This window comes from Arthrobacter sp. zg-Y1219, assembly GCF_030125545.1.
Classification (GTDB): Bacteria; Actinomycetota; Actinomycetes; order Actinomycetales; family Micrococcaceae; genus Arthrobacter_B.
This window is the reverse complement of sequence record NZ_JASKLY010000012.1, coordinates 72,863-85,184: the sequence shown is the minus strand read 5'-3', so window position 1 is coordinate 85,184 and position 12,322 is coordinate 72,863. Positions and strand designations below refer to the sequence as shown.

The 12,322-nt window shown below is 67.1% G+C and carries 12 protein-coding genes; 7 read left to right on the top strand and 5 right to left on the bottom strand.

Annotated elements, in window-relative coordinates; genetic code table 11:
• Position 1: 1 nt before the first annotated feature.
• Positions 2-544: a GNAT family N-acetyltransferase gene (locus tag QNO00_RS07540; RefSeq protein WP_284024116.1), complete on the top strand. Its 543-nt coding sequence runs from the start codon at positions 2-4 to the stop codon at positions 542-544.
• A gap of 37 nt (positions 545-581) precedes the next feature.
• On the opposite strand, the gene QNO00_RS07535 is transcribed toward QNO00_RS07540, so the two are convergent.
• Positions 582-1,610 (bottom strand): lipid II:glycine glycyltransferase FemX, encoded by a 1,029-nt coding sequence (locus QNO00_RS07535; RefSeq protein WP_284024115.1) that lies wholly within the window; start codon positions 1,608-1,610, stop codon positions 582-584.
• Positions 1,611-1,687: 77 nt separating this feature from the next.
• Between QNO00_RS07535 and QNO00_RS07530 the strand changes: the two genes are divergently transcribed.
• Positions 1,688-2,536, top strand: a complete 849-nt coding sequence (locus QNO00_RS07530) for a TspO/MBR family protein (protein WP_284024114.1) — start codon at positions 1,688-1,690, stop codon at positions 2,534-2,536.
• A 542-nt stretch (positions 2,537-3,078) separates the two neighbouring features.
• Here QNO00_RS07530 and glpX read toward each other — a convergent pair.
• Complete coding sequence (gene glpX / locus QNO00_RS07525; protein ID WP_227891445.1) at positions 3,079-4,119, bottom strand: class II fructose-bisphosphatase; 1,041 nt, start codon at positions 4,117-4,119, stop codon at positions 3,079-3,081.
• A 164-nt stretch (positions 4,120-4,283) separates the two neighbouring features.
• Here glpX and QNO00_RS07520 point away from each other — a divergent pair, with 164 nt between their 5' ends.
• From QNO00_RS07520 to QNO00_RS07500, 5 genes are all read left to right on the top strand, one after another.
• Positions 4,284-4,877, top strand: a complete 594-nt coding sequence (locus tag QNO00_RS07520) for a DUF4245 domain-containing protein (protein WP_229967138.1) — start codon at positions 4,284-4,286, stop codon at positions 4,875-4,877.
• Between the two features lie 43 nt (positions 4,878-4,920).
• Positions 4,921-5,577, top strand: coding sequence for a carbonic anhydrase (locus QNO00_RS07515; protein ID WP_284024113.1), 657 nt, complete (start codon positions 4,921-4,923; stop codon positions 5,575-5,577).
• Between the two features lie 125 nt (positions 5,578-5,702).
• Positions 5,703-7,124 carry a class II fumarate hydratase gene (locus tag QNO00_RS07510; protein ID WP_284024112.1) on the top strand — a complete coding sequence of 474 codons (1,422 nt, stop codon included), beginning with the start codon at positions 5,703-5,705 and terminating at the stop codon, positions 7,122-7,124.
• A 231-nt stretch (positions 7,125-7,355) separates the two neighbouring features.
• On the top strand, positions 7,356-8,060 hold the full coding sequence (locus QNO00_RS07505) for a TetR/AcrR family transcriptional regulator (RefSeq protein ID WP_284024111.1): 705 nt from the start codon (positions 7,356-7,358) through the stop codon (positions 8,058-8,060).
• A complete protein-coding gene (locus QNO00_RS07500) occupies positions 8,057-9,790 on the top strand; it encodes an MDR family MFS transporter (protein ID WP_284024110.1) in 1,734 nt (577 codons plus the stop codon). The genes QNO00_RS07505 and QNO00_RS07500 overlap by 4 nt, the downstream gene beginning before the upstream one ends.
• 67 nt (positions 9,791-9,857) lie before the next feature.
• Here QNO00_RS07500 and QNO00_RS07495 read toward each other — a convergent pair whose 3' ends face one another.
• The 3 genes from QNO00_RS07495 to phoH2 all read right to left on the bottom strand — a co-directional run bounded on the left by QNO00_RS07495 (position 9,858) and on the right by phoH2 (position 12,207).
• On the bottom strand, positions 9,858-10,328 hold the full coding sequence (locus tag QNO00_RS07495) for an NUDIX hydrolase (RefSeq protein WP_284024109.1): 471 nt from the start codon (positions 10,326-10,328) through the stop codon (positions 9,858-9,860).
• 4 nt (positions 10,329-10,332) lie between these two features.
• The gene (locus QNO00_RS07490) at positions 10,333-10,845 is read right to left on the bottom strand and encodes a prepilin peptidase (RefSeq protein WP_229964671.1); all 513 of its coding nucleotides are present in this window, start codon (positions 10,843-10,845) and stop codon (positions 10,333-10,335) included.
• Between the two features lie 84 nt (positions 10,846-10,929).
• Positions 10,930-12,207 (bottom strand): RNA 5'-3' helicase PhoH2, encoded by a 1,278-nt coding sequence (gene phoH2 / locus QNO00_RS07485; protein ID WP_284024323.1) that lies wholly within the window; start codon positions 12,205-12,207, stop codon positions 10,930-10,932.
• Positions 12,208-12,322: the final 115 nt, after the last annotated feature.

Here is a 12,322-nt window from a genome sequence, read left to right as displayed (position 1 = left end):
GGTGGCCATCACGACCGAAACCCTGGCCGGGAACATCCGGGTCCGGCTGCTCCGGCGATCCGACGCCGAACTTCTGGCGGCAGCCTACGAACTCAACAGGGAGCATCTGGCGCCGTGGGAGCCGGAGCGGGCCGCGGAGTTCTTTACCGCGGCCGGGCAGCACGCCGTCATCGACGCCAAGCTGGCTCTGCACGAGGCCGGTTCCGAGGTTCCGTGGGTTCTGCTCAGCGGCGGCAGCATCATTGGCTGCGTCACCCTGACGGGCATTGTCCGCGGCCCCTTTTTGAGCTGCCACCTCGGCTACTGGATCGGCCGCTCGTTCAACGGCCGGGGTTTGGCGTCGGCTGCGGCGGCCTTTGCGGTGAAAGCCGCCGGCCGGGATCTGCGGCTGCACCGGGTGCAGGCCGCCACCCTGAAGCACAATGCCGCGTCGCAGAAGGTGCTGGCGCGGTCCGGCTTCGAGGAGATCGGCCTGGCGCCCCGCTACCTGAAGATCGCGGGATCCTGGCAGGACCATGCCCTCTACCAGCGGGTGCTGTACTGATCGGCAGCACCCGCCGGCCGACGACGGCCCGGTACGGCTAGCGGCGGATCTTGGCCTGTGCTGCAGCCGCCAGCCCGCGCAGCTTCCGCAGTCCGTTCTTCGCCAGCGGCAGCGCCGTCGTGAAGACCGGATAAAGGGGTGAGAGCGGTTTGTCCCAGGTTCCGGCGAGCTGGTTCTCGTGCTTCGCCCACCCCATCTTGAACTTGGAAACGCCGTCGTTCAGGAGCCCGTTGAAGTCGTAGCGGACAATGCCGCGCTCCTTCATCTCCCGGATCGCCAGCCACTTCAGCGCGTAGTTCGCCCGCAGATGCTCGCCCTCCTCGGTCATGCCGCCGTAGAGCTCAAACGAGGTGTACCCGCTGGTGGAGAGCCACAGGAAGGCCACGACGTCGTCGCCGCTGAAGGCCGCGTAGACCGGCGAGTCCTCGCCCAGGTTGTCGAAGATGTCCAGGTAGTAGCCGTCTTCGTGGATGCCGAACCCGGCCCGCTCCGCCGTCTGCTTGTACACGGCCAGGCACTTCGGCAGTTCCGCGCGCGTGACCCGCCGGTAGTCCAGCTCCTCGCGGCCGGACTTGCGGATGTACTGCCGGTGCTTCTTGGACATCTCGGCGAGCAGCTCATCTTCGGTCCGGGACAGGTCCAGGATCAGTGTGCGGCCGATCAGGATGGTGTTTTCCGAGGGCCGGAACCCGGCAGCGGGCAGGCCGGCGGCGATGTCGCCGTCGGCGTCCCAATCCGGCTCGATGCTCAGGGCCACGGGCGAGTGGGCGCCCTTGACGTACTCGCTGACGGCACCGAGGATTTCGAGTTCACGGCCGGGAACCGACTGCGGCCCGCGCGGAATGTAGGCGAGCGCCTTGAACGGGAACGGCAGCCGGCGCAGCAGCACCTGGGCGGCGCCGACCACCTTGCCGCCGTCGTCCTGCACCAGCAGGCGCTCAGCGCTCCAGTTGTGCTCGGCCTTGGTCTTGCCCCAGCCCCACAACTGCTGAGGATGTCCGTTGAAACCGTTGACGGTTTCGTTCCAGCGGGCGGAATCGGAACAGGGTGTAACGCGCAATGTCATGCCTTCCAGCCTACCGGGGGTTGCCGGACGCGCCCGCGCGCCCCTGCAGTGGTCCCGCCCACTTGCTACGCTCAGCTATGACCACTTCATCCCCCGGCACCCGCCCCGCGGTTCCCGGCGCCCGAGGATCGGACCTGCCCCGGCAGCTGACAGTCACCGTCTGCTTCATCGTCTGCCTGGTGGGATCCATGATCGGTGTCGGGGTGTTCGGCGGCACTCCCATCGCCCAGGCCGCGGGCGGGGCGCTGAACGCCGACGCCACCTACCTCGCCCCGGCCAGCGGTGCGTTCTCCATCTGGTCCGCCATCTACACCGGTCTCGGCGCCTACACCCTCTGGCAGTGGCTGCCCTCGGAGCGCACCTCGGAACGCCAGCGGTCCCTGGGCTGGCTGGTCGCCGCGTCGCTGCTCCTCAACGCCGGCTGGATCCTGAGCGTCCAGGCCGGCTGGGTCGGGTTCAGTGTCCTGGTCATCGTGGCCCTGCTCGCGGTTCTCGCCGTCTGCTTTGCCCGCTACTCGCGGACGCCGGCCCGCAACTGGATCGAGGCGGTCGTGGTCGACGGAACCCTGGGCCTGTACCTGGGCTGGGTTTCCGTTGCCACCTGCGCCAACATTGCCGCCGCACTGAGCGACGCCGGGTGGAACGGCTTCGGGCTTGCCCCGGAGGTTTGGTCCATCACGGTCCTGGCCGTGGTCGCGGCGCTGGGCGCGGCCCTTGCCGCCTACGGCCGCGGACGGCTGGCTCCGGCAGCAGCGCTGGCCTGGGGCCTGTCCTGGATCGCCGTGTCACGGCTTAACGGCGAGCTGCCCTCCAGCGGCACGGCATTCGCAGCCGTTGCAGCCGCCGTCGTCGTCGCCCTCGCCGCCGTCGTCTACCGGTTCATCGGGCGCAACCGGATCCCGGCCGCAGCCACGGCCCGCCGGTAGACCGGGCGCACACAACGCGCCCGCCCTTCCCCGCCGCCCCGCACCCGCCGCATATCCAGCCACTTCTCCGGGAGACCCCCATGCCGTCCATCCCGGGATCTCTCGTGCAGATAACGCACTCCGCCCCGCTGCGCCCGGAATCTCTCGTGCAGATAACGCACTCCGCACGGTCGTTCTCGCCAGCTAGAGGACCTGATCTGCACGAGAGATTTCTCCGTGCTGCAATATCTGCACGAAGGATCCGGCGTCCGGCCGGCCGCTTACGTTCGTCGCTGCCCTCGCACTACTTCCAAGCGGCACCGAGAGTGCAGGTCTGCCGACTTTCAGCCAACAGCCCGCACCGAAAGTGCAGCTGTGGCGGGCACCACGCACGTTTCCCGCCATAGCTGCACACTCGAGCTGCCGCTTCATCCGCAACCCGCCATAGCTACACACTCGCCGAGGAGACATCCCCGCGAGGCAGCAAAAAACCCCGGACCCGACAACGTCGGTTCCGGGGTTTTCGCCTACCTCAAGGCGGGCCCCAAGGCGGGCTACGAGGCCTACTTCAGGCGGGCGTAGGACTCCCACTTGTGCGACTGGTGCTCGCCGTCGACCACGCGGATGGTTCCGGACTTGGAACGCATCACGATGGACTGCGTCAGCACGCGGTCCTTGGAGTAGCGCACGCCGCGGACCAGGTCGCCGTCGGTGATGCCGGTGGCGGCGAAGTAGCAGTTGTCGCTGGTGACCAGGTCGTTGGTGGACATCACGCGGTCCAGGTCGTGGCCGGCGTCGATCGCCTTCTGCTTTTCTTCGTCCGAGGTCGGCCACAGCCGGCCCTGGATGACGCCGCCGAGGGTCTTGATGGCGCAGGCGGTGATGATGCCTTCCGGCGTGCCGCCGATGCCCATCAGGGCGTCGACGTCGGTTCCCTCGCGGGCGGCAGCGATGCCGCCGGCAACGTCGCCGTCCATCAGCATGCGGGTGCGGGCACCGGCGTCGCGGATTTCCTGCACCAGCGGCTTGTGGCGGTCCCGGTCCAGGATCATCACGTTGAGCTGGTTGATCTTCTTGCCCTTGGCCTTGGCGATCAGGTGCAGGTTCTGCTTGACCGGCAGGCGCAGGTCCACCATGTCGGCGGCCTCGGGGCCGGTGATCAGCTTCTCCATGTAGAACACGGCGGAGGGATCGAACATGGTGCCGCGTTCGGCCACGGCCAGCACGGCCACGGCGTTGTTGAGGCCCAGCGCGGTCAGCCGGGTGCCGTCAATCGGGTCCACGGCGACGTCGCACAGGGCGCCGGTGCCGTCACCGACGTACTCGCCGTTGTAAAGCATGGGGGCTTCGTCTTTTTCGCCCTCGCCGATGACCACGACACCGTTGAAGTGGACGGTGGAAATCAGTGAACGCATGGCGTCGACGGCGGCACCGTCTGCCGCGTTCTTGTCGCCGAAACCGACCCAGTGGCCTCCGGCGATGGCTGCCGCCTCCGTCACCCGGACGAGTTCAAGCGCCAGGTTCCGGTCCGGCTCGTCGTCGCCGACTGCCAGGGCGGGGGAAAGTGTTGAGTACTGAGCGCCTTTGGACACGTCTAACCTCATCTTCGAAATTTCGCTGTGAACCGCTTGTCGAAAACCCACAAACGGCTGATCCTTGTTCCGATCATAGTCTCCGTGGCCTGCGCCACCACCAACGAAACCCTATTCGCCTGCACGAACAATGGTCCAAGTAGGAGTTGGGCGGGCGGATGGGCGATCATTGAAGGGTGAGTGAGCAGCAGCAGGACCCAGAGACGCCCGTAACCCCAGTACTGACCGGCAAGCAGGCCAAACGTGCCAACGCAACAGTGATCGGAATGCTGCTGGCCACCGGCGCTACGCTGCTGCTGGTCCTGGTTCCGGTACTGCTGAACCCGACTCCCAAAGCCACCACCCGCAATGTGGATGTGCAGCAGATTTCCGTCCAGGCCGCGGCCGACGCCGGGTACGCGCCGCTGGCGCCTGAGCTGCCGGAGGGCTGGAGCTCCAATTACGCCCGCTGGGAAGCGACCAGCAGCAGCGGAGTCCCCGTTTGGGAAGTGGGCTATGTCACTCCGAATTCCGACTTTATTCGTCTTTCCGAGACCAATGCCGGCAATCCGACGTGGATAGCCCAGGCCTCCGGGGATTCCATGGTTGCCGGTGAACGCGTCGCCGGCGGCCAGACCTGGGAGCTGCGCGACTCCACCGACGGCGAAGCCAGCATGGTCCTGGAACATGAGGGGCTCACCGTCGTCCTCACCGGCGAAGCGGACCTCGCCGAATTCGACGTCCTCGCCGAAGCAGTGGTTCTCGACCTGGACAAAACACCGGCGCCGTAGCGAATAACCGCCGGCGGCGGGCCCGGGGTTTAGGCTAAGAGGCGTGAATGAACTTCCCGCTTCAGCAATCACTCCGGCCCAGGCTTGGCAGACCCTGCGCGAAGGCAATGCCCGCTTTGTCGCCGGAGAGTCCTCGCATCCCAACCAGGACGCCAACAGGCGCAGCTCCCTGGTCCATGAGCAGAATCCGTTCGCGGTGATCTTCGGCTGTTCCGATTCGCGCCTGGCCGCCGAGATCATCTTCGACCTCGGGCTCGGCGACGCCTTCGTGATCCGGACCGCAGGGCAGGTCATTGACGACGCCGTCCTGGGCTCCCTGGAGTACAGCATCGCCAAGCTCGGCGTGCCCCTGATCGTGGTCCTGGGCCATGACAGCTGCGGCGCCGTGACCGAGGCCAAGCGCACGGTCGAGACCGGAGAGATGCCCGGCGGGCACCTGCGCAACCTCGTTGAGCGCATCACGCCGTCGGTCCTCGCCGCCCAGCGCAACGGGCTGACCGAGGTCAACGACATGGTGGTGGAACACACCAAGCAGACCGCCGAACGCCTCGTGGAAAGCTCCCAGGTCATTTCCACGGCCGTGGAGGAAGGGCGCACCGCCGTCGTCGGCGTTTCCTACCGGCTGGCCGAAGGCGCAGCGGATCTGGTGTCCGGCTTCGGCGCCGTGGTCCACCCCGCCGTGCTGCGTTCGCACCGCTAGCCGCACGTTCCGGCGGTTCCTCCGTGCTTTCCGGAGGGACCGCCGGCCCTCAGGCCGTGTGCGCACCCGACCTCCCGTGACGGCGCGGTTTCTGCCCCGGCGCTGCGGATACTAGGCTTGGGACCATGACTTCTGACACTCCTGAATTCCGCATCGAACATGACACCATGGGCGAGGTCCGCGTTCCGGTCAACGCCCTGTACCGTGCCCAGACCCAGCGCGCCGTGGAGAACTTCCCAATCTCCGGCAAGCCGCTGGACAGCGCGCACATCGAGGCGCTGGCCCGGATCAAGAAGGCAGCTGCCACCGCGAACGCCGAGTTGGGAGTGCTCGACGCCGAGCGCGCCCGGGCGATCGAAAAGGCCGCCGACATGGTGGCCGGCGGTTCCCTCGACGACCAGTTCCCGATTGACGTGTTCCAGACCGGCTCCGGCACCTCCTCGAACATGAACACCAACGAGGTTCTGGCCGAGCTGGCCACCCGCGCGTTGAAGGACACCGGCAGCGACACCACCGTTCACCCGAACGACCACGTCAACGCCTCGCAGTCTTCCAACGACGTGTTCCCGACCTCGGTTCACGTGGCAGCCACGTCTGCCCTGATCAACAACCTGATCCCCGCCCTGGAGCACCTGGCCCTTTCGCTCGAGCGCAAGGCTGTGGAATTCAAGGACGTCGTGAAGTCCGGCCGCACCCACCTGATGGACGCCACTCCGGTAACCATGGGCCAGGAATTCGGCGGCTACGCTGCCCAAGTCCGCTACGGCATCGAGCGCGTGCAGGCTTCCCTGCCGCGCGTGGCCGAAGTTCCCCTCGGCGGCACCGCCGTCGGCACCGGCATCAACACCCCCGCCGGCTTCCCGCAGCGCGTGATCGAACTGCTGGCTGCCGACACCGGCCTGCCGCTGACCGAAGCGCGCGACCACTTCGAGGCGCAGGCCAACCGCGATGCCCTCGTTGAGGTCTCCGGCATGCTGCGCACGATCGCCGTCTCCTTCTCCAAAATCGCCAACGACCTGCGCTGGATGGGTTCAGGCCCCAACACCGGCCTGGGCGAAATCGCCATCCCCGACCTGCAGCCGGGCTCCTCGATCATGCCGGGCAAGGTCAACCCCGTCATCTCCGAGGCCGTGATGCAGGTTGCCGCACAGGTGGTGGGCAACGACGCCGCCATCGCCTGGGCGGGCACCTTCGGCTACTTCGAACTCAACGTGGGCATCCCCGTCATCGCCTCGAACCTGCTCGAATCCATCCGCCTGCTCTCCAACTCCTCACGGATCATGGCGGACAAGATGATCGACGGCATCGAAGCCAACGTGGAGCGCGCGCGCTACCTGGCCGAGGCGTCGCCGTCCATCGTGACCCCGCTGAACAAGTTCATCGGTTACGAGAACGCCGCCAAGATCGCCAAGTACGCGGTCAAGGAAGGCAAGACCATCCGCCAGGCCGTCGAGGAACTCGGCTACGTCGAGCGCGGCGAACTGACCGTGGAGCAGCTGGACACGGCCCTCGATGTGCTGTCCATGACGAAGCCTCCGCAGGCCTAGCTTTCAACACCCCCGGAAGGGCGTCCGGCCATGGAGCCGGGCGCCCTTCCGCGTTCCCGCCCGTTCCTGACATCCCCGCCTGTTCCTGACGTCCCCGCGAACTGGCAGAAACTGCGTCTCTCAGCCCTGAGAAGGACACTTTCTGCCAGTTCGGCGATCGGGCGGGCGGGAACGGGCGGGGTTAGGCGCGTGAATTTGCACTACATGGTCAGAAGTGTAAATATTCACTCCGTGACGAATAGTGCATCCGAGGAGAACTGCGGCCTCCGCGAGCGGAAACGCATCGCAACCAAGCTTGCGATTATCACCGCCGCGCGTTCCCTGACCGCCGCCCACGGTGTCAACGGGTTCACCGTCGAGGAGCTCTGCGAGCGGGTGGGCATTTCCCGGCGCACCTTCTTCAACTACTTCGCCGCCAAGGAAGACGCCATCCTGGGCTCCCCCGCCGACGAAATCCCGGCGGATTTGGCCGAACGGTTCATTGCCGGCGGCACAAAGTCCGATCCCGGAAGCCTCTCCCCCTCGCTGCTGGCCGATTTTGTGGACTTCGCCGTCGCCCTGATGGACCGCATGGCGATCTCCCGCGAAGAAATGACCGCACTGAAGGAAGCCGTTGCCGCCGAACCCCGGCTGCTCGAAAAGGTCCTGCACGGCTCCCGCGAGGCGGCCGCAGCCATGGCGGCCCTGCTCACGGCCCGGGAGGGACTGCCGGCCGAGGATCCCCGCATCCAGGCCACACTGACCCTGTTCGGCTGCCTCACCGAGCGGGCCGGGCCGGCCTTCTTCGAACGGGAGAACGCCCGCGCCTACCGGACGATCCTCACCGAAACCGTCACCGCCCTGCAGCAGCTGTTCGCCGCGGCTGCACCGCTTCCAGGCGTTTCCCCTCCCGCACTTGCACCCACCCCTTCCACCTCTTCCAAGGACCTGCCATGACCACCACCGCCGCGCCTGCTTCCGGGCCGCTGCTGCTGACCCAGAAACGCATCTGGATCATCTTTTCCGCGCTGATCTCAGGCATGCTGCTCGCCAGCCTCGACCAGACCATCGTGTCCACCGCAATGCCCACCATCGTGGGCGAGCTGGGCGGCGTCGAGCACCAGACCTGGATCACCACGGCTTACCTGCTCGCCACTACCATCGTGATGCCGATCTACGGCAAGTTCGGCGACGTACTGGGCCGGCGGAACCTGTTCCTGTTCGCGATTGCCCTGTTCACCCTGGCCTCGGTCGGCTGCGCCTTTGCCACCGATTTCTGGGGCTTTGTCATCTTCCGCGCCATCCAGGGCCTCGGCGGCGGCGGCCTGATGATCCTGTCGCAGGCCATCATTGCCGACATCGTTCCGGCCAACGAACGCGGCAAGTACCTCGGCCCGCTGGGCGGCATCTTCGGCCTCTCCGCCGTCGCCGGTCCCCTGCTGGGCGGCTTCTTCGTGGATCACATGACGTGGCAGTGGGCGTTCTACATCAACATTCCGATCGGCATCATCGCGTTCCTGATCGCTTTCTTCACGCTGACCCTGCCGAGCAAAAAGGCCACCAAGCGCATCGACATCGGCGGTGTCGTACTGCTGTCCATCGCCACCACCTGCCTGATTTTCTTCACCGACTTCGGCGGCCGCGACGACTACGGCTGGACGCACCAGATGACCCTGCTCTGGGGCGCGGGCATGCTGGTTGCGGCGGCGCTTTTCGTGATGGTGGAAAACCGCGTGGCGGACCCGATCATCCCGATGAGCCTGTTCAAGAACCCGATCTTCGTCAACAGCACCGCCATCGGCTTCACCCTGGGCATGGGCATGTTCGCCGCCCTGGCCTTCGTGCCGACGTTCCTGCAGATGTCCACCGGCACCTCCGCCGCCGTCTCCGGCCTGCTGATGCTGCCGATGATGGTGGGCATGATGGGCACCTCGATCTACTCCGGCCTGGCCATCACCAAGCACGGCACTTACAAGAAGTACCCGATCATGGGTGCCGCCCTGGTGATCCTCGCCATGCTGTGGATGACCACGCTCTCCGCCGACACCCCGGTCTGGGTCATCTGCGCCCAGCTGTTCGTGTTCGGCGCCGGGCTCGGGTACATCATGCAGGTGGTGGTGCTCGTGGTGCAGAACTCCGTGCCCGTGGACCAGATCGGCACCGCAACCTCGTCCAACAACTACTTCCGCGAGGTGGGCGCCTCCCTGGGCGTGGCCATCTTCGGTGCCATGTTCACCTCGCGCCTCTCCGACAACCTGCATGAGGTCTTCACCAAGGCCGGCTTCGATCCTTCGGCCGCCGGCGAGGCCACCGCCACGCTGCAGCCCTCAGTGATGGACCAGCTGCCCGAACCGGTCCAGGACGGCATTGTGACCGCCTATGCGGATTCCCTGGCGCCGGTCTTCTGGTACCTGATTCCGTTCCTCGTCATTGCTCTCGTGCTGGCCGTGTTCCTGAAGCAGATTCCGCTCTCAGACGTCGCCGGCATGGTGGCCCGCGGTGAGGCCGTCTCCGGCCCGGAGGCCGACCGCCTCGAGGCCGAGCGCCTTGCAGCCGCGAAGGGATCGTCCCCGGCAGCCGCGGCGGAGGCTCCGGACGCCGACGGCGACGGCGACGGCGACGGCGACGCTGGTGCTCCGGCAGCCCGCAACAACCCGGCAGCGCCGCGCAACAACGACGCCGGATAGCCGCAGCCGCAATAAAAGCAGCAGCGCAGGCCTCCTCTTTCCTTCGGGAAGGAGGAGGCCTGCGTCGTCAGCGGGAAAAGGCGGGGACGCCGTCCGTCTCCAGCGCCAGCCGCAGGAGCAGGGTGTGCCGCTCGCTCAGCGGCGGCAGCTGGTCCAGGGCAAACCAGCCGACGTCGGTGGACTCGTCGTCGTTGACCCGCGCCGTTCCACCCGTGTAGCGGCAGCGGAAGGCCACGTTGAGGAAGGAGCACTGGTCGCCGTTGGGGAACGTGATGGGGCCGTGGGAGCCGACATGGATGAGGTGCTCAACGGCGGCGGTGATCCCCGTTTCCTCCTCCACCTCGCGCAGGGTTCCGGCGGCCGGTTCCTCCCCGGGCTCGAGCATTCCCGTGATCAGGGTCCACCGACCGTCATCCGCCCGCTTAACCAGCAGCACCTGCTGCTCCTCGTTGAAAACGACCCCCGTGATCCCCGGCAGCCAGAGCAGGTCATGGCCGATCTTTTTCCGCAGGGACAGGACAAAATCAGGGGTGGGCATGGCTCTACTGTAGGCCAGGCAGCGCCATGGCCAGGGCGGCGCCGGCCAGCATGAACGGCCCGAAGGCAATGGCCGTCTTGGCCGTCCCCCGGCGCGAGAGGATCAGCCACACCCCCCACAAACCGCCCAGGACAAACCCCGCAACGGTGCCGGCGAGAACGTACGGCCATCCCGCGAAGCCCAGGTACAACCCCAGGACTCCGGCCAGTTTCACGTCCCCGAAGCCCAATCCCGAGGGATTGCTGAAGCGCAACAGGAAGTAGGCGCTGAAGAGCACGACGCCGGCCAGCACCATCGCGGCAATGCGGGCTGCATCGCCTGCCGCGAGGGCGGCCGTGCCCAGCAGCAGCGCCGACACCGGATAGGCGGGCAGCACGATCCGGTTCGGCAGGCGGTGCGTCGCCGCGTCCACGGCGGCGAGCCGCACGGCCAGCACCAGGAAGTACGCGGTGGCCGCGCACAGCATCCAAAAGGCCGCCCCGCCCAGTGACCGGTACTCCCCCAGGATCCCCACCATGGCACCACGGTACGTCATCCCCGCGGCCCGGGAGCCGGGCCGGCGCCGCCCTGTGGACAAACCGGCACGGCCCGGAGGCCAGCCTCAGCCGATCTGCCCGTCTTCCAGCAGCTCCGTCACGAGCGCGGCAATGGGCGAGCGTTCGGAGCGGGTCAGGGTGATGTGCCCGAACAGCGGATGCCCCTTGAGCGTTTCGACGACGGCGGCCACCCCGTCGTGGCGCCCCACCCGCAGATTGTCGCGCTGGGCGACGTCGTGGGTGAGGACCACGCGTGAGTTCTGGCCGATCCGGGACAGCACGGTCAGCAGCACATTCTTCTCGAGTGACTGCGCCTCATCCACGATCACAAAGGAGTCGTGCAGGGACCGGCCCCGGATGTGAGTCAGCGGCAGGACCTCCAGCATGCCCCGGTCCAGGACCTCCTCGAGCACTTCCTTGGAGACCAGGGCCTCGAGCGTGTCGAAGACCGCCTGCCCCCACGGCCCCATTTTTTCGGCCTCGGTGCCCGGCAGGTAGCCCAGCTCCTGGCCGCCGACGGCGTAGAGCGGACGGAAGACCACCACCTTGCGGTGTTCGCGGCGCTCCAGCACCGCTTCCAGTCCGGCGCAGAGGGCCAGCGCGGACTTGCCGGTGCCCGCCCGGCCGCCCAGCGAGACGATGCCGACCTCCGAGTCCATCAGCAGGTCGATGGCCAGCCGCTGCTCCGCCGAGCGTCCGTGCAGGCCGAACACGTCGCGGTCACCGCGCACCAGCCGCACCTGCTTGTCCGCTCCCACCCGGCCGAGGGCCGATCCCCGGCTGGAGAGCAGGACGACGCCGGTGTTCACCGGCTGCTCGGCGGCCGCCGGAATGAACACCGGATGGTGCTCGTACAGGCCGTCGATGTCGGCTTCCGCCACGGCCAGTTCGACGACGCCGGTCCAGCCGCTGTCCCGGACCAGGTCGCTGCGGTATTCATCGGCGTTCAGGCCCACGGCCGACGCCTTGACCCGCATCGGCAGATCCTTGGAAACAACGGTGATGTTCCGTCCTTCATCCGCCAGGTTCCGTGCGACGGCGAGGATCCGGCTGTCGTTGTCGGTGCCCCGGATGCCGGCCGGCAGCACGTCCACCGACACATGGTTCAGTTCCACCCGCAGGGTTCCGCCGGATTCCCCCAGGGGGATGGGGGCGCTCAGCCCGCCGTGCTCAATCCGCAGGTCATCCAGCAGGCGCAGGGCCGCCCGGGCAAAATATCCCAGTTCCGGATCATGGCGTTTCTTTTCCAATTCGGTGATGACCACCAGCGGCAGGATGACCTCGTGCTCGGCAAACCGCAGGATTGCCTTCGGGTCCGAGAGCAGCACCGAGGTGTCCAGCACGTAGCCTGCCGGGTCGCCGCCGGCGCCGGGTGCTGCGGCTGCCGCCGGAGCGGCAGAGGAAGAGGTTCGCGGGGAGGAGGATATGGCCACGGGAAACTCCAGTCAGGGGCGCTGC

Excerpts from the sequence above, each read along its gene's own strand:
- QNO00_RS07495 (WP_284024109.1), bottom strand. The coding sequence starts at position 10,328 with ATGCCCACCCCTGATTTTGTCCTGTCCCTGCGGAAAAAGATCGGCCAT.
- glpX (WP_227891445.1), bottom strand. The coding sequence starts at position 4,119 with ATGAGGTTAGACGTGTCCAAAGGCGCTCAGTACTCAACACTTTCCCCC.
- QNO00_RS07500 (WP_284024110.1), top strand. The coding sequence starts at position 8,057 with ATGACCACCACCGCCGCGCCTGCTTCCGGGCCGCTGCTGCTGACCCAG.
- QNO00_RS07510 (WP_284024112.1), top strand. The coding sequence starts at position 5,703 with ATGACTTCTGACACTCCTGAATTCCGCATCGAACATGACACCATGGGC.
- QNO00_RS07490 (WP_229964671.1), bottom strand. The coding sequence starts at position 10,845 with ATGGTGGGGATCCTGGGGGAGTACCGGTCACTGGGCGGGGCGGCCTTT.
- QNO00_RS07530 (WP_284024114.1), top strand. The coding sequence starts at position 1,688 with ATGACCACTTCATCCCCCGGCACCCGCCCCGCGGTTCCCGGCGCCCGA.
- QNO00_RS07535 (WP_284024115.1), bottom strand. The coding sequence starts at position 1,610 with ATGACATTGCGCGTTACACCCTGTTCCGATTCCGCCCGCTGGAACGAA.